Genomic DNA, 22,456 nt, shown 5'->3' with positions numbered 1-22,456 from the left:
CATCGGATACTGCCGTGCACAGCATGGCAGGCATAAAAAAACCCGCTGCCAGGTCAGTGGCAGCGGGTTTTCAAGGGGCAATAAAGAAGCTTACGCTTTCAGCGCAGCGAGCTTTTGCCAGGTGTCGATCACCGAGTCGGGATTCAGGGACATCGATTCGATGCCCTGCTCCATCAGCCAGACGGCGAAGTCCGGATGGTCGGAAGGCCCCTGGCCGCAGATGCCGATGTACTTGCCGCGTGCCAGGCAAGCCTTGATGGCCAGGGCCAGCAGGGCTTTCACGGCGGGATCGCGCTCGTCGAAATCGGCGGCCAGCAATTCCATGCCGGAATCGCGGTCCAGGCCCAGGGTCAGCTGGGTCAGGTCGTTCGAACCGATCGAGAAGCCGTCGAAATGGTCGAGGAACTGGTCGGCCAGGATGGCGTTCGACGGCACTTCGCACATCATGATGACGCGCAGGTCGTTCTCGCCGCGCTTCAGGCCATTCTTTGCCAGCAAGTCGATGACTTTTTCGGCCTGGCCCAGGGTGCGCACGAATGGCACCATGATTTCCACGTTCGTCAGGCCCATGTCATTGCGCACGCGCTTCATCGCTTCGCATTCCATGTTGAACGCTTCGGAGAAGTCGGCCGACAGGTAGCGCGCCGCGCCGCGGAAGCCCAGCATCGGGTTTTCCTCGTCCGGCTCGTAGCGCGAACCGCCGATCAGCTTCTTGTACTCGTTCGACTTGAAGTCGGACAGGCGCACGATGACTTTCTTCGGCCAGAACGCGGCGGCGATGGTGGCGATGCCTTCGGCCAGCTTGTCGATATAGAACGCTTTCGGCGAAGCGTGGCCGCGCGCCACCGATTCCACGGCCTTTTTCAGGTCGGCGTCGATGTTCGGGTATTCCAGGATCGCGCGCGGATGCACACCAATATTGTTATTGATGATGAATTCCAGGCGCGCCAGGCCCACGCCCGCATTCGGCACGGACTGGAAGTCGAACGCCAGCTGCGGATTGCCCACGTTGAGCATGATCTTGGTATCGAGCTTCGGCAATTCGCCGCGCGACACTTCCGACACTTCCGTTTCCAGCAAGCCGTCGTAGATCTTGCCTTCGTCGCCTTCGGAGCAGACGACGGTGACGAACGTGCCGTCTTTCAGCACGTCGGTCGCGTCGCCGCAGCCGACGACGGCAGGCACGCCGAGTTCACGGGCAATAATTGCTGCGTGGCAAGTGCGGCCGCCACGGTTGGTGACGATGGCCGACGCGCGCTTCATGACCGGTTCCCAGTTCGGGTCCGTCATGTCGGCAACGAGCACGTCGCCTGGCTGCACGCGCTCCATGTCGGCCGGGTCGTGGATCACGCGCACGGGGCCGGCGCCGATCTTCTGACCGATGGCGCGGCCGGACGTCAGCACGGTGCCCGTGCTTTTCAGCTTGAAGCGTTCCTGCACGTCGGTCGCCTTTTGCTGCGACTTGACGGTTTCAGGACGCGCCTGCAGGATGTACAGCTTGCCGTCGCGGCCATCCTTGCCCCACTCGATGTCCATCGGACGGCCGTAGTGGTTTTCGATGATGACGGCGTACTTGGCCAGCTCCACCACTTCGCTGTCGTTCAGCGAGTAGCGGTTGCGCATTTCAACGGGTACGTCGACGGTTTTCACGGAACGGCCGGCTTTCGCTTCGTTCGTGAATTCCATCTTCAGCAGCTTCGAGCCGATATTGCGGCGGATCACAGGCGACTTGCCTTTTTCCAGCATCGGCTTGTGCACATAGAATTCATCGGGATTGACGGCGCCCTGCACCACGGTTTCGCCCAGGCCATAGCTGGAAGTGACGAAGACCACGTCCTTGAAGCCCGACTCGGTATCGATGGTGAACATCACGCCGGCCGCGCCCAGGTCGGAACGCACCATGCGCTGCACGCCGGCCGACAAGGCCACTTCAGCGTGCGTAAAGCCCTTGTGCACGCGATACGAGATGGCGCGGTCGTTGTACAGCGACGCGAACACCTGTTTCATGGCTTCGAGCACGTTGTCGATGCCGACCACGTTCAGGAAGGTTTCTTGCTGACCAGCAAAAGAGGCGTCCGGCAAGTCTTCCGCCGTGGCCGAGGAACGCACGGCAAACGACATTTCGGTGTCGGAATCGGCCACCAGCTTGGCGTAGAACTGATCGATTTCAGCGGCCAGGCGTGGCTGGAACGGCGTTTCGACGATCCATTGACGGATCTCGGCGCCGGCTTGCGCCAGCGCGCGCACGTCATCGATGTTCAGCCCTTCGAGGCGCTGGGCGATGCGTTCGGCCAGCGGCAAGCCGCCGTTGGCGCTATACGAGAGGAAATCGCGGAATGCCTGCGCCGTGGTGGCAAAGCCACCGGGCACGCGCACGCCGGCTTCCGCCAGCTGGCTGATCATTTCGCCCAGGGAGGCGTTCTTGCCGCCGACGGATTCGACATCCGTCATGCGCAAATGCTCGAACGAGGCAACATACACCGCGTCCTTGTCTTCCTGCTGTTGCGATACTGCGTTGGTCATAATGACACCCTTACTGATGATAGAAATCTTTACGCGCGGCGCACAGACAGTCTTCTTGTTATTCTTGGCGTCGTGCAGCACAATCATACCGTTGCAGCCATTTTACCTTGTGCGGCGCAAATTGACGACGCACAATCTTGATCCGAAAACCCATGACACAAGAACCACGCCCTCCTCTGCCCTCCGCGGCCCGCACCGTCTTCTTCGTTTCCGACGGTACCGGCATCACCGCCGAGACGTTCGGCCACTCGGTGCTGACGCAGTTCGACCTGCGCTTCCGTCAGATCCGCCTGCCCTTCATCGACACCATGGACAAGGCATACGATGCGGCGCGCAAGATCAACGAAGCCTTCGCCGCCGATGGCCAGCGCCCGATCATTTTCTCCACCCTGGTGAAGAACGACCTGTCGGCCGTGATCCGCAAGTCCAGCGGCATGCACATGGACCTGATCCAGACCTTTGTGGCCCCGCTGGAGCAGGAGCTGGGCGTGATGTCGACCCATACCATCGGACGCTCGCACAACATCGTCGACAGCGAGGAATACAAGAACCGCATCGAGGCGATCAACTATTCGCTGGCGCACGACGATGGCCAGTCGCACAAGAACCTGTCCTCGGCCGATGTCATTCTGGTGGGTGTTTCGCGCTCTGGCAAGACCCCGACCAGCCTGTATCTGGCCATGCAATACGGTATCAAGGCGGCCAATTATCCGCTGATTCCCGACGATTTCGAGCGCGACAAGCTGCCATCGGCCCTGCTGGAATTTAAGAATAAAATTTTCGGATTGAGCATTACGCCCGAACGTTTGTCGGAAATACGCAACGAAAGACGCGCTGGAAGCAAGTATGCGGCAATTGAAAACTGCCGTTACGAGGTCAACGAGGCGGAAAAAATGATGAAACGCGAAGGCATCCGCTGGCTCTCCTCGACCACCAAGTCGATCGAGGAGATCTCCACGACGATCCTGCAAGAGATCAAGCCGAACCGCCGCGAGTACTAGAACACCTGACCAAACCTGCTGCGCGTGCGCTCGCGACGGTTTTGTCAGGCGTTCGCCTCGCGGGACAGCACCGTCAGCGCCGTCACCAATTGGTCCAGTTCAGCGGTGGTGGTGGTGATTGCCACCGTGGCGCGCACGATGTCGGCATCGCCGATATTGCGCTGCACGGTGAATATGCCAAAACGCTGCAGCAAGGCTTGCTGCAGATCGCGCGCGCTCATGCCGTCGACGGCAAAGGCGACCAGCGCCGTGCCGCGTTTGGCACCGAGCGGCGACAGGATGCGCACGCCGGGCAACTGCGCCGCCCGCTCGACCCAGTAATTGCGCAGCCAGGCCAGGCGTTCGTTCTTGGCCGGCGTGCCGCCCAGGCGCGCATGGAAGTCCAAGGCGGCAGGCGCGGCCAGGATGGCGCCGATCGGCGGCATGCCCATGTGCAGGCGGCTGCGGATATCGTCCAACGGATAATCGTCGTCGCCACAATGCGGCTCGATCTTGTGCAATTGCGATGCGCGGATATACACGACACCGAGTCCCGCCGGGGCCCCCAGCCATTTGTGCAGATTGAATCCGGCAAAATCGACACCCATGGCCTGCACGTCGACGTCGACCTGCCCCAGCGCATGGGCGCTGTCAAGCAGCACGTCGATACCGTGTTCGCGCGCCAGCGCCATGATGGCCTTCAGCGGCAACTGCTGCCCATTGGCCGGCGTCACCTGCGACAGCAGCAGCAATTTGGGCTTGACGGCCTGGCGCATGGCTTGCGCGTAGCGGGCGATGATCTCGTCATCGCCGATGGGCAAGTTCAATGCGACTGGCGTGCTGGTGACGCCACGGCGCTGCGCCAGCCAGCGCATGGCCGTGCGCATGGCCGGATAGTCGAGATTACTCCACAGCACGGTATCGCCGGGCGCCAGGCCGTGGTATTGCGTGATCAGCACCTGCATCGACTCGGTGCCGCTGCGGGTCAGCAGGATTTCATGCGGTTCGGCATGGATCAGCGCGGCGACGCGCCGGCGCAGAATATCCACATGCGTGCGCGTGAATTCGCCGCGCACGAAGGGACTCAGTTGCTCGTTGGTGTAGCGCACGGCCTGCTCGAAGGCCGCTTGCACGGGGGCGGCCATGGCGCCGAAATAACCGTGTTCCAGATTGACGATGGCGTCCGGCGGCGCGGGATAAAACCTGGCTACCTGGCGCCACCAGGCCTCGTCACGCGTGGCTCCGTCGGCAAGCAAGGGCAGAACTGCATGGTCAGGCATGGCGGGCCTTGCTGTGAAAGTGTCAGGACTGGCCCTGGCGCAGCTGCTCGAAGAAGCACACGGCGGCGCAGGCGGCCACGTTCAGCGATTCGATCTGGCCCAGGTGGGGAATGACCACCTGGTGCGTGGCCATCGACAGCAGGTCGTCGGCGACGCCCTGCCCTTCATGGCCGAACAGCCATGCGACGGGCTGGCGCAGGTCGACGTCGTACAGACGCTGCGTGGCGTAGCCACTGGTGGCCAGCGTCGCCACCTTGGCGTTCGATACGAGTGCCGCCAGGTCGACGTTTTCAAAGATGTCGAGCACGAAGTGCGCGCCCATCGCCGCGCGCAGCACCTTGGGCGACCAGCAGAAAGCCGTGCCGGCGCTGCAGTACACCTGCGTGATGCCTGCGGCGGCCGCGCTGCGCAGGATGGAGCCCACGTTGCCCGGGTCTTGCAGGTTATCGAGCAGCACGGCCGACACGCTCAGAGGCTGCGTGACGGCCCGTTCCGGCGTTTCGACGAGGAACATCACGCCCACGCCGTGCTCGACCTGGCTCACCGCGTTATACAGCGCATCGGGCAAGCCCAGTACGTGCGCGCGCCGGCTTTCCAGCTGACCGACGATGTCCGCCACTTCCGGGTTCTGCAAGGCGCTTTCGCTGACGATGCACTGCTCCGGCATGCCGCGCAGCTGCAGATAGGATTGGCACAGGTGCACGCCGTCGAGCAAAGTGCGGCCCGACTTGCGGCGCGCCTGCGAACTGCCCGCCAGCTTCAATAAATCCTTGTATTGCGCATTGTCGCGCGAGGTGATCGTCTTCATGCCGCCACCTCCTGCCCGCCAAACAGCGCGATCACGTTGCGCACGGGCGCGAACGAGCGGCGGTGCACGGGCGAGGCGCCGTGCAGGTGCAGGCGCTCCAGGTGCAGCTTGGTGCCATAGCCCTTGTGCTGGTCGAAGCAGTACTCGGGATAGGCCGCATGCAGGTGCACCAGCGCCGCATCGCGCGCCGTCTTGGCAAGGATGGAAGCGGCAGAAATGGAATCGACCTTGTCGTCGCCGCCGATGATGGCCATGCCGCGTATCGGCATCACGGGGCAGCGGTTGCCGTCGATCAGTGCCAGGGTCGGCACGGTCGCCAGGGACTCGACGGCGCGGCGCATGGCCAGCATCGACGCCTGCAGGATGTTCAGGTTGTCGATCTCTTCTTCCGACGCTTCGGCGATGGCCCAGGCCAGGGCCTTGGCCTTGATTTGCGGTGCCAGCAGGTCGCGCCTGGCTTCGCTGAGTTTTTTCGAATCACGCAAGCCGTCGATGGGCTGGTTCGGATCGAGGATCACGGCGGCGGCGAAGACGGGGCCGGCCAGCGGACCGCGGCCTGCCTCGTCGACGCCGCAGATGATTTCATCGAGCGAGAATGGCAAGTCGTCAAACAGGCCGGGATAGATATTTTTCACGTTGAATCTTTGGTTGGTACTGCGGTTGAAGCGGTGATTCGAGCTTACTTGCGGTTGGCGGCGATGACCTGCATGACGGCGTTGGCGCTCTCGCGCGCGCTGTCGCGCAGCAGGCTGTGGTGCATGTCCGTGAAGCGCTGCACCAGGCGCAAACGGCCCGGCACGTCGCTCAGCTGCTGCCACATGGCATCGGCCAGCGCTTGCGGGCTGGCCGCGTTTTGCAGCAGCTCGGGCACCAGGTAATCGCGCGCCAGGATGTTCGGCAAGCCTATCCACGGCTGGTAGCCCATGTGGCGCATGATTTCCCACGAAGCGCGCATCATCTTGTAGGCGATGACCATCGGTTTCTTGTACAGCGCCACTTCCAGCGACGCCGTTCCGGAAGCCACCAGCACCGCATCGGCGGCGCAGATGGCCGTGTGCGAGCCGCCATCGGTGAGCAATATCTCGACGTCCTGCAAGCCCGCCTCACGGATCAGTTGCAAAAAGTACTGGCGCTGCTTTTCGCCGGCCATGGGCGCGACGAAACGCAGGGAGCGATCGCGCGCCAGCAGCAGCTTGCAGGCGCCGACAAACGCCGCGGTATTGTATTTGAGTTCGCCCATGCGGCTGCCCGGCATCAGGGTCACGACATTCGCGTCTTGCGGCAAGCCCAGGACACGGCGCGCGGCCGCCTCGTCGGGCTGCAAAGGGATCATCTCGGCCAGCGGATGACCGACATAGGTGACGGGCACGCCCGCCTTGCGGTAGATCTCTTCCTCGAACGGGAAAATCACCAGCATGTGCGAAACGGCCTTGATGATTTTCTTGATGCGTCCACCGCGCCAGGCCCATATCTGCGGCCCGATGTAGTGCACGGTAGGGATGCCGCCTTCCTTCAGCTGCTGCTCGAGGCCCAGGTTAAAGCCCGGGTAGTCGGCGCCGATGAAGACGGCGGGACGCTCCGCCAGCAGCTGGTCGCGCAGCGCGTTCTGGATACCCTTGATTTCGCGGTAGCGGGGAATGATCTCGAACAGGCCACGCACGGTCAGTTTGTCGAGCGGCCAGTCGGACACGAAGCCCTGCCTGGCCATGTGCTCGCCGCCGATGCCGTGGAAGCGCGCGCCGGGCAGCTGCGGCACGAGGCCGGACAGCAGCCGGCTGGCCAGCAGGTCGCCCGACACCTCGCCGGCGACGATGGCGACATTGGCGACACCGAGGCCGCGGTCCTGGTCAGCGGACGATGCCACGCGACGCCACGCCAAGGAATTCGCGCATGGCGCGAATGTGTTGCGCCACCTCGGGCGAGGAAGCCTGCTCTTCTTCGAACAGGGCCGCCTTGGACTCTTCCAGGGTCAGTCCCGCGCGGTAGATGAGCTTATACGCGGCGCGGATGCCGTTGATCTGCTCGCGCGTAAAGCCGCGGCGTTTCAAGCCTTCGATATTGACGCCATGCGCCTGCGCCGGATTGCCGTTCAACAGCACAAACGGCGGCACATCCTGCGTCAGGCTGGTGCTCATGCCGACAAAGGCGTGCGCGCCGATCTTGCAGAACTGGTGCACATTGGCAAAACCGCTCATGATGACCCAGTCGCCGATTTCCACGTGGCCCGCCAGCTGCGCGTTGTTCGAAAAGATAGTGTTGTTGCCCACCAGGCAGTCGTGCGCCAGGTGCACATACGCCGAGATCCAGTTGTCATTGCCCAGGCGCGTCACGCCGCCGCCCTGCACGGTGCCCGTGTTGAAGGTGCAGAACTCGCGGATGGTGTTGCGGTCGCCGATTTCCAGGCGCGTCGCCTCGCCCGCCCATTTTTTATCCTGCGGCTGCGCGCCGATGGAAGAAAACTGGAACAGGTGGTTGTCGCTGCCGATCGTCGTATGGCCGTCGATCACCACGTGCGGGCCGACCCTGGTGCCGGCGCCGATGCGCACGTGCGGACCGATGATGGTGTACGGACCCACCTCGACCGAGCTGTCAAGCTCGGCCTTCGGATCGATGACTGCCGTGGAGTGGATGGCCGCCATGTTACTGCCCCGCTGGCTGGCTCGCAGACTGGCTGGCATCCTGCGCGCTGCGGATGGTGCACATCAGTTCCGCTTCCACCGCCAGCTTGCCGTCAACCGTACCGACGGCCTTGTATTTCCAGATGCCGCGCGAGACGCGCAGGATTTCCACATCCATCTTCAATTGGTCGCCCGGTTCGACTGGACGCTTGAAGCGCGCATTGTCGATGCCGACGAAGTACACCACCGAATTTTCATCCGGTTTCACGCCCATCGACAGGAACGACAGCAAAGCCGCCGTCTGCGCCAGCGCTTCGATCATCAGCACGCCGGGCATGACCGGCTTGTGCGGGAAATGGCCCTGGAAGAACTCTTCGTTGACCGTCACGTTCTTGATGGCGGTGATCGTTTTATCGGCTTCCCAGTCCAGCACGCGGTCGACCAGCAGCAGCGGGTAGCGATGCGGCAGCAGCGATTTGATGGCGAGGATGTCGAGGGTCTTTTTTTCAGTAGTCATTTTTCGTCTTGGGTGGTCAGTGTTTTAATTGTTTTTCAAGCGCGCGGATTTTCTCGCGCATGCTTGACAGGTTGCGCACGATGGCGGCGCTCTTTTCCCAGTCGGCGTTCTTGGCCAGCAGACAGAAACCCGTGTACTGGCCCGGTTCCGCGCGATACGCACGTGCGGACCTATGCTGGTGTACGGCCCCACCCAGACCAATCTGTCGAACTCAGCTTTCGGATCAACATTGGCTTAGAGTGGATGACCGCCCTATTACTACCCCGCCGGCTGGCTCGCATCCTGCGCACTGCGAATGGTACACATGATTTCCGCTTCCAGCGCCACCGTGCCGTCGACCGAACCGACTGCCTTGTATTTCCAGAGGCCGCGCGACACGCGCAGGATTTCCACGTCCATCTTCAATTGGTCCCCCGGTTCGACGGGACGCTTGAAGCGCGCATTGTCGATGCCGACAAGGTACACCACCGAATTCTCGTCCGGCTTCACGCCCATCGACAGGAACGACAGCAGGGCCGCCGTCTGCGCCAGCGCTTCGATCATCAGCACGCCGGGCATGACCGGCTTGTGCGGGAAATGGCCCTGGAAAAACTCTTCGTTGACCGTCACGTTCTTGATGGCGGTGATCGTCTTATCGGCTTCCCAGTCCAGCACGCGGTCGACCAGCAGCAGCGGATAGCGGTGCGGCAGCAGCGATTTGATGGCGAGGATGTCGAGGGTTTTTTTCTCAGTACTCATTTTTCGTCTTGCGTGGTCAGTGTTTTAATCGTTTTTTCAAGCGCGCGGATTTTCTCGCGCATGCTTGACAGATTGCGCACGATGGCCGCGCTCTTTTCCCAGTCGGCGTTCTTGGCCAGCGGATAAAAGCCCGTGTACTGGCCCGCTTCCAGGATCGAACGCGAGACCATGCTGCCCGAGCCCACGTGGACGCGGTCGGCAATGGTCAGGTGGCCCAGCACCATGGCGGCGCCGCCAAAGGTGCAGTACTTGCCGATGATGGCGCTGCCGGCCACGCCGACACAGCCGGCCATGGCCGTGTGCGCGCCGATATGGCAGTTGTGGCCGATCTGGATCTGGTTATCGAGCTTGACGCCATCTTCGATGATGGTGTCGGCCAGTGCGCCGCGGTCGATGGTGGTGTTGGCGCCGATATCGACATCGTCACCGATCACCACCCTGCCCGTCTGCGGTATCTTGATGTAGACGCCGCCTTCGTTGGCGAAGCCGAATCCGTCGGTGCCGATCACGGCGCCCGAATGGATGATGCCGCGCTGGCCGATCACGCAGCGCGCGTGAAAGGTCACGTTGGCGAACAGCTGGGTACCGGCGCCGATGACGGCGTCGCGCCCCACCACGCAGCCGGGGCCGATGACGCAGCCGGCGCCGATCACGGCGCCCGCTTCGATCACCGCATGCACGCCGACGGAGGCGCTGGCGTCAACCTGCGCGCTGGCGTCGACAAAGGCGCCCGGATGGATGCCGATTGGTGCCTTGATCTCGTGCAGGGCGGCGAAATACTGCGCCGCGCGCGCGAAATACACATAGGGATTCGGGGTGACGATGCGCGCGCCGGCGTAGTCGACGCCGATCAGCGCATCGTCGGCCGGCGTGAGGATCAGCGCGGCGGCGCCGCTCTGAGCCGCCTGTGCGCGGAATTTGCTATTGCTGAGAAAGCTGATGTGCGAAGCGCCGGCGTCGGCCAGCGGTGCGATACCTGACACTTCCAGGTTGGGATCGCCCGCCAACTGCCCGCCGAAGCGTTCGACCAATTCTCCTAGTCGAGTGCCCATCTAATTACCTCTATTCTAATATCACTTGTCCAGCGCCTTCAATACCTTGTCGGTAATGTCGATGCGCGGGCTGGCCCACAGGGCTTCCTGCAGCACGATGTCATATCCTTCGATATGCGCCATCTGCTGGATGATGGTGTTGGCCTTTTCCGCGATGGCGCTGCGCTCTTCATTCGTGCGCTGGCTCAGGTCTTCGCGGAACTCGCGCTGGCGGCGTTGCAGCTCCTTGTCCAGCTCGAAAAACTCGCGCTGGCGCTTGGCGCGCTCCGCCTCGCTCAGGGTCGGCATGTCCTTTTCCAGGGCTTCGTTGGCCACCTTGAAGCGGGCAGCCAGTTCCTGCACGGCTTTTTCGCGCGAGCGGAACTCTTCGGCCAGCTTGGCGCTGGCCAGCTTGGCCAGCCTCGATTCGTTATAAATACGTTCGCTGCTGATCCAGGCGATCTTCGACTCCTGAGCCTGCGCCTGCACCGGCAACAGCGAACTCCAGCACAATGCGATCACGGCAAGGGTCTTGGGCAGGGTAGCGGATGCGGTGTTCATGATACTCCATGGTCAAAAAGTAAAAGCTGTCGCCCCCGTTCAGATGGCCGGTCAGAAACCGGTGCCCATCTGGAACTGGAAGCGCTCCAGGCGGTCCGTCGGCTTGGCGTTCAGCGGCTTGGCGTAGCTCAGCTTGAGCGGGCCCACCGGTGAAATCCAGCTGATGCCCAAGCCAGCAGAATAGCGCAATTGCGAGATCCGCATTTTTTCGCCTTCCTGGTAGACCTGGCCGCCGTCAAGGAAACCGAACCAGCGCAAGCTGCGGTCATTGCCCGAACCGGGGAATGGCATCTGCAGTTCCGCGTTACCGATCAGGCGCGAAGCGCCGCCCAAGGCATCGTTGGTGCTCGGTTCGACCGCGCCCAGCGAGGAACTCAGGTAGCCGCGCACCGAACCGATGCCGCCGCCGTAGAAGTTCTTGAAGACCGGATACACGTGCTTGCCGATACCGTGGCCGTAATCGATCTCGCCCTTCAGCGCCAGGGTGACCTTGCTGAACAACGGACGGAAATACTGGTGCTCATAAATGGCGCGGAAGTATTTCTGGTCGCCGATCAGGTCGGCCTCGAGGTTGACGCGCTGGTAGCGGCCGATCGATGGCGTCAGGGCGCTGTCGCGGCTGTCGCGCTGCCATGCCGCCGTCAGCGGGATGGAATTCGTGGTGGCCGAACCGATACCGTCGGACGGGCCGCCATTGTCGATCACGTACTGCTTGAAGCGGATCGGGCTGGTGATGTCCGTTTCGATGCGCGAGCGCTCGGCGCCGATGCCGAAGAAGACGGTGTCGACTTCCGAGAACGGCACGCCGAAACTGACGCGGCCACCGGTCTGCTTGATCTTGTAGCTGCCGATGTTCAGCGCCGGCGGTTCCGTCGTGCGCAGATAGACTTCGAAGCTGCGCGAAATGCCGTCGTCCGTGAAGTACGGATTGGTTTGCGAAAACGCGATCGTGCGGCTGTAATGGCTGGTATTGAGTTCAATGCCGACCGTGTTGCCGCTACCGGCGAAGTTGGCTTGCGAAATCGAGGCCGACAGGGTGAATTTTTCCGATTGCGAGAAGGCGCCGCCGATCAGGAAGTTACCGGTGGGTTTTTCCACCACCGTCACGTTGACGTCGACCTGGTCGGTCGTGCCCTGCGCTTCCGGCGTGTCGATGGTCACGTCCTTGAAGTAGCCGAGGCGGTCGACACGGTCGCGCGACAGCTTGATCTTGTTGCTGTCGTACCAGGACGATTCGAACTGGCGGAATTCGCGGCGGATGACTTCATCGCGCGTGGTGGTGTTGCCGGCGATATTCATGTGGCGCACGTAGACGCGCTTGCCCGGATCGATGAAGAAGGTGAAACCGACTTCATGCTTTTCGCGGTTGATCTCGGGATTGGCGTTAACGTTGGCAAACGCATAGCCGAACGTGGCCAGGCGGTCCTGGATGCGCTTGTTCGTCGCCGTCAGGCGCGCGCCCGAGTAGATGTCGCCTTCGCGCATCAGATTCAGCGCTTTGAGCTCTTCTTCGCGGCCGAACATCTCGCCTTCGAACTTGGTGCCGGCGATCTTGTACTTTTCACCTTCGGTGATGTTGATCGTCAGGTAGATGTCTTTTTTATCGGGCGTGATCGACACTTGCGTCGAATCGACCTGCATCTCGATGTAGCCGCGGTCCAGATAGTAGGACTTCAGCGCTTCGATGTCGCCCGTCAGCTTGGTCTTCGAATACTGGTCGGCCTTGGTGTACCAGCTGAACCAGCCGCCCGTGTTCAGGGCCAGCTGCTCGCGCAGTTCCTTGTCCGTGAAGGCCTTGTTGCCGACGATGTTGATCTGCTTGATGCGGGCCACGTCGCCCTCGTCGACGGCAAACACCACGTTGACGCGGTTGCGCTCGATCGGCGTGACGGTGGTGGTGATCTTCACGCCGTACAGGCCATGCGACAGGTACTGGCGCTTGAGTTCCTGTTCCGCGCGGTCGACGGAGGCCTTGTCGAAAATCTTGGCTTCACCGACGCCGATTTCCTTCAGCGCCTTGACCAGCACGTCCTTTTCAAATTCCTTGGTACCGGTAAATGCCACACTGGCGATGGCCGGACGTTCCTCGACCAGCACCACCAGCACGTCGCCATCGGCTTCCAGGCGCACATCCTTGAACATGCCCGTCGCATACAGGGCCTTGATGGCGGCAACGCTCTTCTCGTCGGAGAACGTTTCGCCGACCCGCACCGGCAGGTAGGCAAAGACGGTGCCCGCTTCAGTACGCTGGATCCCTTCGACCCGGATGTCCTTGACAGTAAATGGCTGGACGGCCAGCGCGTGGCCGGAACAGATGGCCATGACGGCGGCGCCGATCAGGCTGCGGCGAAAGGAAGGCAAGGCAAAACGAGCAGAATGTAATTTCATTGGGGTTATTCAATGGGTAAATCAATGGACAACATACACAAAAGATTGCTTGTGCGACTCACGCAATGGCCTCAACCAGCGTCCTAATTCAGCAATCGCAACACGTCATTAAAGACGGCAAGCACCATCAAGGTCAGCAACAAACCTATCCCCAGGCGCTGGGCAATCTCGCCTACGCGCTCCGGCAAGGGGCGTCCGGTCAAAACTTCCAGCGAATAATACAGCAAATGCCCGCCATCCAGAACAGGAATGGGTAGCAAATTCATCACGCCCAGACTGATACTGATGAAGGCGATGAAGCTCAGGTAGCTTACCAAGCCGATGCGCGCCGTCTGGCCCGCGTAATCGGCGATGGTAATGGGCCCCGTCACATTCTTCAGAGAAACCTGGCCGGTGATCATTTTGCCCAGCATTTTCAGGCTCATGACACTGGTATCCCAGACCTTGGCGGACGCCTTGCCCACGGCAGAGAACGGTCCGGAGGCCACGGTGATCATATCCGGCACCTGTCCCAGCTTTGCTTGTATCTTACCAACTGTTACAGCTCCCTCTGCCCCGGCGCCCGGCACGGCGTCCGGCGTAATGGGCAAAGTCAGGTCCTGGCCCTGGCGCAAGAGCTGCAATTGCAAGGTGCGGCCCGGCGCCTGGCTCAGGGTGGCGATGACGGCCGCCACGTCGTGCACGGGTTGTTCGTCGATGGCCAGGATCTGGTCGTTTTTCTGCAGGCCGGCGCGCGCGGCGGCGCCATCGGGCATGATTTCCATCAGGGTGGGCGCGGAACGGGCCAGGGTCAACCCCAGCTTGCCCAGCACGTCGCCTTCCAGGTCCGTCTCCGTCAGGCTGGCCGTCGGCAAGGTCGCTTCCTGCTGGCCACGGTCGGGACGGCGCACTTCGATGCGCGCCGGCAGCTTGTCGAGGGTAGCCTGGATCAGTTCCCAGCGCAGCTCGGACCAGCTGGCCACGGGCTTGCCATTCACCGACTCGACCGTATCGCCGCTGCGCAAGCCGGCCGCATGGGCGGCAGTCTGTTCGGCCACGGGGCCGAGCTTGCTCGACGGCTCTTCGATGCCATGCATGAACAGGCCCGCGTACAGCACGATGGCGACGAGGAAGTTGGCCAGCGGGCCGGCGGCCACGATGGCGATGCGGCGCCACACGCTCTGGCGCGTGAATTCGCGGCGCAATTCGCTTTCCGGCAAGTCGCTGAGGTCTTGCGCGCGGCTGTCGAGCATGCTGACATAGCCGCCCAGCGGCAGCGCGGAGATCGCCCATTCCGTCTGGTCCTTGCCAAACTTGCGCGAATACACCACTTTCCCCATGCCGATCGAGAAACGCAGCACTTTCACGCCGCACCAGCGCGCCACCAGGTAGTGGCCCAGCTCGTGCAGGGTAATCAGCGAACCGAGCGCGACGATAAAGGCCAGCAACGTGGTGATGAGCGTCATGCAGCCAGCCTTTGCGCGATATACGCGTGCGCGGCCGCTCTGGCCAGGCGGTCCTGCTCCATCACGGCGTCGATGCTCGAAGCGGCGCCATGCGGCACCGTCTCGATCACGTGCGCGATGACCCTGTCGATCTGGCGGAAGCCGATCTGTTCGTCAAGAAACGCTTGCACGGCCACTTCATTGGCCGCATTGAGCAAAGCCGGCGCCGTGCCGCCCGCGCGCAAGGCGTCAAAGGCCAGCGCCAGGCAGGGGAAACGGCGGAAATCGGGACGTTCGAACTGCAAGGTGGCCACTTGGGCCAGGTCCAGCTGCGCCACGCCGGAAGCGATGCGCTGCGGATACGCCAGCGCATGGGCGATCGGCGTGCGCATGTCCGGATTACCCAGCTGGGCCAGCACGGAACCGTCGATGTACGAAACCATCGAATGGATCACGCTTTGCGGGTGGATCAGCACCTCGATCTGGTCGGCCGGCGCGCCGAACAGCCAGTGCGCCTCGATCACTTCCAGGCCCTTGTTCATCATGGTGGCCGAATCGACGGAAATCTTGCGCCCCATGGCCCAGGTCGGATGCTTGCATGCCTGGTCCGGCGTGACCGTGTCGAGCGTCTCGACGTCGCGCGTCAGGAAAGGGCCGCCGGAAGCCGTCAGCACGATTTTCGCCACGCCCGCGGCGCCCGGCGCGCGGCCATGGGCGTGCGGCATGCATTGGAAGATGGCGTTGTGTTCGCTGTCGATGGGCAGCAGCACGGCGCCGTTGTCATGCACGGCATCGATGAACAGCTGGCCGGACATGACCAGCGCTTCTTTATTGGCCAGCAATACTTTCTTGCCGGCACGCGCTGCAGCCAGGGTGGGCGCCAGGCCGGCCGCGCCGACGATGGCCGCCATCACGCCCGTCACCTGCGGCGCGCTGGCGATGTCGCACAGGGCGTCCACCCCGTACTCGACTTGCGTATCGACGCCCTGCCCGCGCAGCAAGCGCGTCAGTTCAAGGGCGGCGTCGGCCGTGCCGACGACGGCGCGCCGGGGGCGAAATTGCAGGCACTGGGCGGCCAGTTCGGCCACGCGGCTGTGGGCGCTCAGCGCATACACGCTGTATTGCTCCGGATGACGCGCGAGGACGTCCAGGGTGGACACGCCGATCGAGCCGGTCGCGCCAAGAATGGTGATGTATTGCATGAGTTTCCTTAAAGCCAGCTGGCCACGAGGGCGGCAAATGGCAAGACCGGGATCAGCGCATCGATACGGTCGAGTACGCCGCCATGGCCGGGCAGCAGCTTGCTGCTGTCCTTGATGCCGGCGCGGCGCTTCAGCTGGGATTCGAACAGGTCGCCGACGATGCTGGCCGCAACGATCAGCAGCAGCACCAGCAAGGCCACCAGCCAGCCGCGGCGCAATTGCAGCTGCACGGCGAAGGTGTCTTGCAAGACCGGCAGCGATGGCGCGGCCACGATGGTGATGGCGGAGATGACCAGCACGGCGATGCCGCCGCCGATGGCGCCTTCCCAGGACTTACCTGGGGAAATACTTGGCGCCAGTTTGCGCTTGCCGAACGCCTTGCCCGAGAAATAGGCGCCGATATCGGCGATCCACACGAGGGCCATCACGGACAGCAGGTACAAAGGGCTATGCAGGAACAGGGCGATGATGGCGACGAAGCAGCCGACGATGGTCACCGGGTACACGAAGCTGAGCAAGGTATTGCCCAGGCCTTCGGTGGGCGGCAAGCCTGTTGCCAGCGAAGGCACGAAGCGGATCAGCCAGATGGCCACGCACAGGGCGAACCAGAAATTGAGCTGCGCCATGCCGTTGCCGACAAAAAAAGTATACGCGAAGGCGGCAGTCCAGACGGCGGCGATCAGCAGCGCCTGGCGATTTTTGAAGATGCGGAAGCTTTCCCATACGGCGGCGCCGAAGAACGCCGTGGCGATCACGGCGAAGGCGGGGAAATAATTCAGATACAGAACCGGCAGCAAGACCGCCAGGAGGACCAGGGCGGTGATTATCCGTGTTTTCAGCATCAGTTTGTCTTTTCAGTTAATTGCGCGCTGGTACGGCCAAAGCGCCGTTCGCGCTGCTGGTAAGACGCGATTGCCGCGTCGAGGCACTCGCCATTGAAGTCGGGCCAGAAAGTTTCGGTGAAAAACAACTCAGTGTACGCCAGTTGCCACAGGAGGAAATTGGAAATGCGCTGCTCGCCGCCCGTGCGGATGAACAGGTCGGGCTCGGGTGCGTAAGCCATGGCCAGGTGCGGCGCCAGTTGCTCTTCCGTGTAAGCGTGTCCGGCAGGCTGGCCATCGGCGAGCGCCTCGGCCGTCATTTTATTGACTGCCTGCATGATGTCCCAGCGGCCGCCGTAGTTGGCGCAGATGGACACCGTCAGGCGCGTGTTGTTCGCCGTCTTGCGCTCCGCATTGGCGATCAGGGTTTGCAGCTCGTCGTTGAAGCGCGACAAGTCACCCACCACCTTCAGGCGGATGTCGTTCGCATGCATCTTGACCACTTCGCGTTCCAGCATCGTGACGAACAGGCGCATCAGCATCGACACCTCTTCTTCCGGGCGGCGCCAGTTTTCCGAGCTGAAAGCAAACAGGGTCAGGTATTCGACGCCGCGCTCGATACAAGCCTCGACGATGCCGCGCACGGCATCCGCGCCCTTGACGTGGCCAGCCACACGCGGCAGGAAGCGCTTGGTTGCCCAGCGACCATTGCCATCCATAATGATTGCCACATGGCGCGGCACCGTGCCCACTTCAGGTACTGCCGTTGTCGAACTCGAATAGATCATGAAAACACGAATACCAAAAAATAAAAGATAACTATTATGCTCCAAATAGCACTGCCCGGAAAAGCCGTGCTTTTCCGGGCAGCGCCAAAAGGACTGAAAACTAGACGGTCAGCACTTCTTTTTCTTTGTCGACAACCATCTTGTCGATGTCGGCAATAAACTTGTCCGTCAGCTTCTGCACTTCTTCCGACGAGCGGCGCTCATCGTCCTCGGAGCAGGCTTTTTCCTTGACCAGTTTTTTCAGCGACTCATTCGCATCGCGGCGAATGTTACGCACGGCGATCTTCGCGTCTTCCGCTTCGCTCTTGACCAGCTTGACCATTTCCTTGCGGCGCTCTTCCGTCAGCGGCGGCGTCGGAACGCGGATCAGGTCGCCCTGTGCCGATGGGTTCAGACCCAGGTCGGCGTCGCGGATGGCTTTTTCGATGGTGTTGGCCATCTTCTTCTCGTACGGCTGCACGCCGATGGTGCGCGCATCGATCAGGGTCACGTTGGCCACCTGGGTCAACGCCGTCGGCGAACCGTAGTACTCGACCATCACGTGGTCCAGGATACCCGTATGGGCGCGGCCGGTACGCACTTTGGCCAGGTCGGCCCGCAGTGTTTCCAGCGACTTCGTCATGCGTTCCTGGGTATTTTTCTTAACGTCAGCTAAGGACATTGCTGTACTCCTTGTCTTGATAATAATGAATATTGCTACTTCGCTTGCGATGAAAACACCAGCGCAGTCGGGAGTGCCGAAAACCGTTCAGGGCAAGGCGCGGCGCCGAACGTACGGCAAGGCACTGCAACGCAGCCATGGACGGCTTCTCGGCGCTCCGCTTCCCTTATACGTGAACCAAGGTGCCTTCGTCTTCGCCCATGATGACGCGCATCAGCGCGCCCGGCTTGGTGATCGAAAACACTTTAATCGGCAGTTTCTGGTCGCGGCACAGGGCGAATGCGGTGGCATCCATTACTTGCAGATGCTTGGCGATGGCGTCGTCGAACGTAATCGTGTGGAACAGGGTGGCGTTCGGATCCTTCTTCGGATCGGCCGTGTAGACGCCGTCGACCTTGGTGGCCTTCAGGACGATCTCGGCGCTGATCTCGGAACCGCGCAGGGCGGCTGCCGTATCGGTGGTGAAGAACGGATTGCCGGTACCGGCGGCAAAGACGACCACTTTGCCTTCTTCCAGGTATTGCAGGGCTTTCGGGCGGACGTACGGCTCGACCACTTGTTCGATGCCGATGGCCGACATGACGCGCGCGGTAATGCCGACATGGCGCATGGCATCGGCCAGGGCCAGTGCGTTCATCACCGTGGCAAGCATGCCCATGTAGTCGGCGGTGGCGCGGTCCATGCCTTGCGCACCAGGCGCGACGCCGCGGAAGATATTGCCGCCGCCAATCACGATTGCCAGTTCCACACCCAACTTCGCCACCTCGGCCACATCGGCCACCATGCGCTCGATCGTGGCGCGGTTGATGCCGTAGGGATCATCGCCCATCAGGGCTTCGCCGGACAACTTGAGGAGGACGCGCTTGTAGGCTGGTTTTGACATGAGCTGGGGCTCCATAAATGAGGTTATTCGAGTATGACATGGCGCAGCGCCTTGCAGCGCCGGATAGGCGGGAGGAAGCTGCCCATGCCGCCGCCCGGCACACAGGTGCGGGCGGGCCAAAAAAACGGGCCTCTCGGCCCGCTTTACTTACGCTCCCTGGGAGGCAGCCATCTGTGCTGCGACTTCTGCTGCGAAGTCGTCCTGCTTCTTCTCGATGCCCTCGCCCACTACGTACATGGCGAAACCTTTGACGCTGGTGTTAGCCGCCTTCAGCATTTGCTCAACCGACAGCTTGTCGTTTTTCACGAAAGCTTGGTTCAGCAGGGAAACTTCTTTCAAGAACTTCTGTACGGAACCTTCCAGGCGCTTGGCCAGGATTTCCGGCGATTGCGCTGGCTTGCCTTCGGCGGCCGCTTTGGCTGCGTCTTCTTCGGCTTTCAGTTGTGCAACCGAACGCTCTTTTTCGATCAGTTCCGCAGGAACTTCGTTCGACGACAGCGACACTGGCTTCATGGCAGCGATGTGCATGGCCACGTCTTTGCCCACTTGCTCATCGGCGCCGTCGAATTCGACGATCACGCCAATGCGCGAACCGTGCAGGTACGAAGCCAGCTTGGCGCTGGTTTCGAAACGCTGGAAGCGGCGGATGGTCATGTTTTCGCCGATTTTGCCGATCAGGGCAGCGCGCACGTCTTCCAGGGTCTTGCCATCGAGTGGCAGAGCCAGCAGGGCAGCGACGTCAGCCGGGTTGTGTTCCGCTACCAGACGGGCAGCGTTGTTGGCCAGTGCCAGGAAATCGTCGTTTTTCGCAACGAAGTCGGTTTCCGAGTTCACTTCGACCAGGGCGCCTACGCCATTGGCGATGTAAGTTGCCACGACGCCTTCAGCGGTGATGCGTGCCGATGCTTTCGATGCCTTGCCGCCCAGTTTGACGCGCAGGATCTCTTCCGCACGAGCCATGTCGCCTTCGGCTTCGGTCAGTGCTTTTTTGCATTCCATCATTGGTGCGTCGGTTTTGCCGCGCAATTCGCCTACCATCGCTGCTGTAATCGCTGCCATGTGTTTCTCCTGATTCGGTGAGTCGATAGTCGCGGCCGGGCATGCATGCCTCGCCAGCGGTCACTATCGTTTTTTTGTTAAAAAAAAGGGGGAGCTGCTGCCACCCCTTTTCCCTTACTGCTGTGCTTACAAACGGCTATCTTGCGATAGCCTGGCCATTAAGCCTGTTCGTTAACTTCGACGAATTCGTCGCCAGCGGCTGCTTTAACCATTTCAACAACTTCGTTACCGGCAGCTGCACGGCCTTCGATGATTGCGTCAGCAACACCGCGAGCGTACAACATGATGGCTTTCGAGGAGTCATCGTTACCTGGGATCACGAAGTTCACGCCTTCTGGGGAGTGGTTGGTATCGACAACGCCGATGACCGGGATACCCAGTTTAGCTGCTTCGGTGATCGCACCTTTGTGGTAGCCGACGTCGACGACGAAGATTGCGTCAGGAATGCCGCCCATGTCCTTGATGCCGCCGATCGATTTTTGCAGCTTGATCATTTCGCGGGAGAACATCAGCGCTTCTTTTTTCGACAGCTTCTCGATCGAACCGTCTTCGATCATCACTTCCATGTCTTTCAGACGCTTGATCGAGGTTTTGATCGTTTTGAAGTTGGTCAGCATGCCGCCCAACCAACGTTGATCAACGAAAGGCACGCCAGCGCGTTGTGCTTCAGCAGCGATGATTTCGCGAGCTTGACGCTTGGTGCCAACCATCAGGATGGTGCCACGGTTTGCAGCCAGTTGACGCACGTGCTTCATTGCGTCCTGGTACATCGCCATGGTTTTCTCCAGGTTGATGATGTGGATCTTGTTGCGATGGCCGAAGATGAACGGTGCCATTTTTGGATTCCAAAAACGGGTTTGATGACCAAAGTGGACACCGGCTTCCAGCATTTCGCGCATTGTTACGGACATTATTAACTCCAGGGTTGGGTCTGGAATCCGATCAGTCACCATACAGGCACCCTTGTCGACCGGATTCGCGTGTTTATATAAATTAAAGACACTGTTTTACTGCATTGCTTAAAAGAGAATTCAAGCAACCCGGGATTCTACACTGAAATGCCTGCCGCATCAAGTCCGCACCGCAAATCGCGCGCCCTGCGGAAACAGCCGGCGCACCACGATGGTGCAAGGCGTGGCCGCGCCGCCTTTTCATCCGCTTTCTCTCCACAAATCCCCTCCCGGCCATAGGAAGGAGGCGGCGGATTCAGGGCGCCTCGTTTATAATTTCGGCATATTTGCAGACTTTTCCCCATACAGCCGGAATCGTCTGTGCTTTTCACCTGAATTCTTGCAGATTGCGAATTACACCATGTCCACCATCCGTATCAATACCGCCGCCGACATCGAAGGCATGCGCATTGCCGGCAAGCTCGGCGCCGAAGTGCTCGACTACATCACCCCCTTCGTCAAGGTGGGCGTCACGACGGGCGAACTCGATCGCCTGTGCCACGAATACATGGTCAACGTGCAAGGCACCATCCCTGCCCCGCTCAACTACTGCCCGCCCGGCTACACGCCCTATCCGAAAGCCATCTGCACCTCCGTCAACGACGTCATCTGCCATGGCATTCCCGGCGACAAGGTCCTGAAAAGCGGCGACTCCGTCAACCTCGACATCACCGTCATCAAGGATGGCTACCACGGCGACAACAGCCGCATGTTCCTCGTCGGCACGCCGACCATCCTGGCCAAGCGCCTGTCGGAAATCACCTATGAGTGCATGTGGCTGGGCATCGATCAGATCAAGCCGGGCGCCCACCTGGGCGATATCGGCCACGCCATCCAGCAGCACGCGGAAAAGGCCGGCTACAGCGTGGTACGCGAATTCTGCGGCCACGGCATCGGCAAGGTCTTCCATGAAGAGCCGCAAGTCTTGCACTACGGCAAGCCAGGCACCCTGGAGCGCCTGGAAGCGGGCATGATTTTCACGGTGGAACCGATGATCAACTCGGGCCGCCGCGAAATCCGCGAAATGAACGATGGCTGGACCATCAAAACCAAGGACCGCAGCCTGTCGGCGCAATGGGAGCACACGGTGCTGGTCACGGAAACGGGCTATGAAGTGCTGACCGTCTCGCCGGGCATGCCGCCGCCGCCCGCCTTTATCGGCAATAAAGCCTGATAAGCGTCATTAATCAAGCCTGACCCCACCCGACCCACCGCCACCCAGGG

The 22,456-nt window shown here is 61.3% G+C and carries 21 protein-coding genes and 1 pseudogene; 2 read left to right on the top strand and 20 right to left on the bottom strand.

Translation table 11 applies throughout. From position 1 onward, the window contains the following. Window positions 1–90: 90 nt before the first annotated feature. Window positions 91–2,523: a phosphoenolpyruvate synthase gene (ppsA, locus tag AC3RCG_RS13305; RefSeq protein WP_070221573.1), complete on the bottom strand. Its 2,433-nt coding sequence runs from the start codon at window positions 2,521–2,523 to the stop codon at window positions 91–93. Window positions 2,524–2,675: 152 nt separating this feature from the next. Between ppsA and ppsR the strand changes: the two genes are divergently transcribed. Continuing rightward, window positions 2,676–3,524, top strand: coding sequence for a posphoenolpyruvate synthetase regulatory kinase/phosphorylase PpsR (gene ppsR / locus AC3RCG_RS13300; protein ID WP_070288024.1), 849 nt, complete (start codon window positions 2,676–2,678; stop codon window positions 3,522–3,524). A gap of 44 nt (window positions 3,525–3,568) precedes the next feature. On the opposite strand, the gene AC3RCG_RS13295 is transcribed toward ppsR, so the two are convergent. The 19 genes and pseudogenes from AC3RCG_RS13295 to rpsB all read right to left on the bottom strand — a co-directional run bounded on the left by AC3RCG_RS13295 (window position 3,569) and on the right by rpsB (window position 21,193). Next, window positions 3,569–4,783 (bottom strand): aminotransferase class V-fold PLP-dependent enzyme, encoded by a 1,215-nt coding sequence (locus AC3RCG_RS13295; RefSeq protein ID WP_492401684.1) that lies wholly within the window; start codon window positions 4,781–4,783, stop codon window positions 3,569–3,571. 22 nt (window positions 4,784–4,805) lie between these two features. Next, entirely contained in the window at window positions 4,806–5,591 is a 786-nt protein-coding gene (locus AC3RCG_RS13290) for a TrmH family RNA methyltransferase (protein ID WP_070221513.1), read from the bottom strand. Further along, a complete protein-coding gene (rnhB, locus tag AC3RCG_RS13285) occupies window positions 5,588–6,226 on the bottom strand; it encodes a ribonuclease HII (RefSeq protein WP_070221514.1) in 639 nt (212 codons plus the stop codon). Before rnhB ends, AC3RCG_RS13290 begins: the two co-directional genes overlap by 4 nt. A 44-nt stretch (window positions 6,227–6,270) precedes the next feature. Next, window positions 6,271–7,455, bottom strand: a complete 1,185-nt coding sequence (lpxB, locus tag AC3RCG_RS13280) for a lipid-A-disaccharide synthase (protein WP_070288510.1) — start codon at window positions 7,453–7,455, stop codon at window positions 6,271–6,273. Continuing rightward, window positions 7,439–8,230, bottom strand: coding sequence for an acyl-ACP--UDP-N-acetylglucosamine O-acyltransferase (lpxA, locus tag AC3RCG_RS13275; RefSeq protein ID WP_070221515.1), 792 nt, complete (start codon window positions 8,228–8,230; stop codon window positions 7,439–7,441). The genes lpxB and lpxA overlap by 17 nt, the downstream gene beginning before the upstream one ends. 1 nt (window position 8,231) lies before the next feature. After that, window positions 8,232–8,726 (bottom strand): 3-hydroxyacyl-ACP dehydratase FabZ, encoded by a 495-nt coding sequence (gene fabZ / locus AC3RCG_RS13270; protein ID WP_034752234.1) that lies wholly within the window; start codon window positions 8,724–8,726, stop codon window positions 8,232–8,234. Between the two features lie 16 nt (window positions 8,727–8,742). Further along, a pseudogene (locus AC3RCG_RS13265) lies at window positions 8,743–8,874 on the bottom strand (UDP-3-O-(3-hydroxymyristoyl)glucosamine N-acyltransferase); the annotation flags it as partial. 110 nt (window positions 8,875–8,984) lie between these two features. Continuing rightward, on the bottom strand, window positions 8,985–9,464 hold the full coding sequence (gene fabZ, locus AC3RCG_RS13260) for a 3-hydroxyacyl-ACP dehydratase FabZ (RefSeq protein ID WP_070311812.1): 480 nt from the start codon (window positions 9,462–9,464) through the stop codon (window positions 8,985–8,987). Continuing rightward, window positions 9,461–10,516, bottom strand: a complete 1,056-nt coding sequence (gene lpxD / locus AC3RCG_RS13255) for a UDP-3-O-(3-hydroxymyristoyl)glucosamine N-acyltransferase (protein WP_492401686.1) — start codon at window positions 10,514–10,516, stop codon at window positions 9,461–9,463. The genes fabZ (AC3RCG_RS13260) and lpxD overlap by 4 nt, the downstream gene beginning before the upstream one ends. Window positions 10,517–10,537: 21 nt before the next feature. Beyond that, window positions 10,538–11,056, bottom strand: a complete 519-nt coding sequence (locus tag AC3RCG_RS13250) for an OmpH/Skp family outer membrane protein (protein ID WP_046684967.1) — start codon at window positions 11,054–11,056, stop codon at window positions 10,538–10,540. Between the two features lie 51 nt (window positions 11,057–11,107). After that, window positions 11,108–13,444: an outer membrane protein assembly factor BamA gene (bamA, locus tag AC3RCG_RS13245; protein ID WP_070221517.1), complete on the bottom strand. Its 2,337-nt coding sequence runs from the start codon at window positions 13,442–13,444 to the stop codon at window positions 11,108–11,110. A gap of 83 nt (window positions 13,445–13,527) precedes the next feature. Further along, complete coding sequence (rseP, locus tag AC3RCG_RS13240; RefSeq protein WP_070311814.1) at window positions 13,528–14,889, bottom strand: RIP metalloprotease RseP; 1,362 nt, start codon at window positions 14,887–14,889, stop codon at window positions 13,528–13,530. Beyond that, a complete protein-coding gene (gene ispC, locus AC3RCG_RS13235; protein ID WP_070288004.1) occupies window positions 14,886–16,070 on the bottom strand; it encodes a 1-deoxy-D-xylulose-5-phosphate reductoisomerase in 1,185 nt (394 codons plus the stop codon). The genes rseP and ispC overlap by 4 nt, the downstream gene beginning before the upstream one ends. Before the next feature lie 8 nt (window positions 16,071–16,078). Continuing rightward, on the bottom strand, window positions 16,079–16,912 hold the full coding sequence (locus AC3RCG_RS13230; protein ID WP_070288002.1) for a phosphatidate cytidylyltransferase: 834 nt from the start codon (window positions 16,910–16,912) through the stop codon (window positions 16,079–16,081). Then, window positions 16,912–17,679 (bottom strand): polyprenyl diphosphate synthase, encoded by a 768-nt coding sequence (uppS, locus tag AC3RCG_RS13225; protein ID WP_070288000.1) that lies wholly within the window; start codon window positions 17,677–17,679, stop codon window positions 16,912–16,914. The genes AC3RCG_RS13230 and uppS overlap by 1 nt, the downstream gene beginning before the upstream one ends. A gap of 100 nt (window positions 17,680–17,779) precedes the next feature. Beyond that, on the bottom strand, window positions 17,780–18,340 hold the full coding sequence (gene frr, locus AC3RCG_RS13220; protein ID WP_070221522.1) for a ribosome recycling factor: 561 nt from the start codon (window positions 18,338–18,340) through the stop codon (window positions 17,780–17,782). A gap of 166 nt (window positions 18,341–18,506) precedes the next feature. After that, window positions 18,507–19,223 (bottom strand): UMP kinase, encoded by a 717-nt coding sequence (pyrH, locus tag AC3RCG_RS13215; protein ID WP_034752258.1) that lies wholly within the window; start codon window positions 19,221–19,223, stop codon window positions 18,507–18,509. A gap of 147 nt (window positions 19,224–19,370) precedes the next feature. Further along, the gene (gene tsf, locus AC3RCG_RS13210) at window positions 19,371–20,282 is read right to left on the bottom strand and encodes a translation elongation factor Ts (RefSeq protein ID WP_034752260.1); all 912 of its coding nucleotides are present in this window, start codon (window positions 20,280–20,282) and stop codon (window positions 19,371–19,373) included. 158 nt (window positions 20,283–20,440) lie between these two features. Continuing rightward, window positions 20,441–21,193, bottom strand: a complete 753-nt coding sequence (gene rpsB, locus AC3RCG_RS13205; RefSeq protein ID WP_010397614.1) for a 30S ribosomal protein S2 — start codon at window positions 21,191–21,193, stop codon at window positions 20,441–20,443. A gap of 400 nt (window positions 21,194–21,593) precedes the next feature. Here rpsB and map point away from each other — a divergent pair, with 400 nt between their 5' ends. Then, on the top strand, window positions 21,594–22,406 hold the full coding sequence (gene map / locus AC3RCG_RS13200; protein ID WP_070221576.1) for a type I methionyl aminopeptidase: 813 nt from the start codon (window positions 21,594–21,596) through the stop codon (window positions 22,404–22,406). Window positions 22,407–22,456: the final 50 nt, after the last annotated feature.

Source organism: Janthinobacterium sp. GW823-FHT01H08, assembly GCF_058797855.1.
This window is presented reverse-complemented; position numbering and strand designations above follow the sequence as displayed.

Coding starts and splice junctions, on each gene's coding strand:
- ppsA (WP_070221573.1), bottom strand. CDS start 2,523: ATGACCAACGCAGTATCGCAACAGCAGGAAGACAAGGACGCGGTGTAT.
- ppsR (WP_070288024.1), top strand. CDS start 2,676: ATGACACAAGAACCACGCCCTCCTCTGCCCTCCGCGGCCCGCACCGTC.
- AC3RCG_RS13295 (WP_492401684.1), bottom strand. CDS start 4,783: ATGCCTGACCATGCAGTTCTGCCCTTGCTTGCCGACGGAGCCACGCGT.
- AC3RCG_RS13290 (WP_070221513.1), bottom strand. CDS start 5,591: ATGAAGACGATCACCTCGCGCGACAATGCGCAATACAAGGATTTATTG.
- lpxA (WP_070221515.1), bottom strand. CDS start 8,230: ATGGCGGCCATCCACTCCACGGCAGTCATCGATCCGAAGGCCGAGCTT.
- fabZ (WP_034752234.1), bottom strand. CDS start 8,726: ATGACTACTGAAAAAAAGACCCTCGACATCCTCGCCATCAAATCGCTG.
- fabZ (WP_070311812.1), bottom strand. CDS start 9,464: ATGAGTACTGAGAAAAAAACCCTCGACATCCTCGCCATCAAATCGCTG.
- lpxD (WP_492401686.1), bottom strand. CDS start 10,516: ATGGGCACTCGACTAGGAGAATTGGTCGAACGCTTCGGCGGGCAGTTG.
- AC3RCG_RS13250 (WP_046684967.1), bottom strand. CDS start 11,056: ATGAACACCGCATCCGCTACCCTGCCCAAGACCCTTGCCGTGATCGCA.
- bamA (WP_070221517.1), bottom strand. CDS start 13,444: ATGAAATTACATTCTGCTCGTTTTGCCTTGCCTTCCTTTCGCCGCAGC.
- rseP (WP_070311814.1), bottom strand. CDS start 14,889: ATGACGCTCATCACCACGTTGCTGGCCTTTATCGTCGCGCTCGGTTCG.
- ispC (WP_070288004.1), bottom strand. CDS start 16,070: ATGCAATACATCACCATTCTTGGCGCGACCGGCTCGATCGGCGTGTCC.
- AC3RCG_RS13230 (WP_070288002.1), bottom strand. CDS start 16,912: ATGCTGAAAACACGGATAATCACCGCCCTGGTCCTCCTGGCGGTCTTG.
- uppS (WP_070288000.1), bottom strand. CDS start 17,679: ATGATCTATTCGAGTTCGACAACGGCAGTACCTGAAGTGGGCACGGTG.
- frr (WP_070221522.1), bottom strand. CDS start 18,340: ATGTCCTTAGCTGACGTTAAGAAAAATACCCAGGAACGCATGACGAAG.
- pyrH (WP_034752258.1), bottom strand. CDS start 19,223: ATGTCAAAACCAGCCTACAAGCGCGTCCTCCTCAAGTTGTCCGGCGAA.
- tsf (WP_034752260.1), bottom strand. CDS start 20,282: ATGGCAGCGATTACAGCAGCGATGGTAGGCGAATTGCGCGGCAAAACC.
- rpsB (WP_010397614.1), bottom strand. CDS start 21,193: ATGTCCGTAACAATGCGCGAAATGCTGGAAGCCGGTGTCCACTTTGGT.
- map (WP_070221576.1), top strand. CDS start 21,594: ATGTCCACCATCCGTATCAATACCGCCGCCGACATCGAAGGCATGCGC.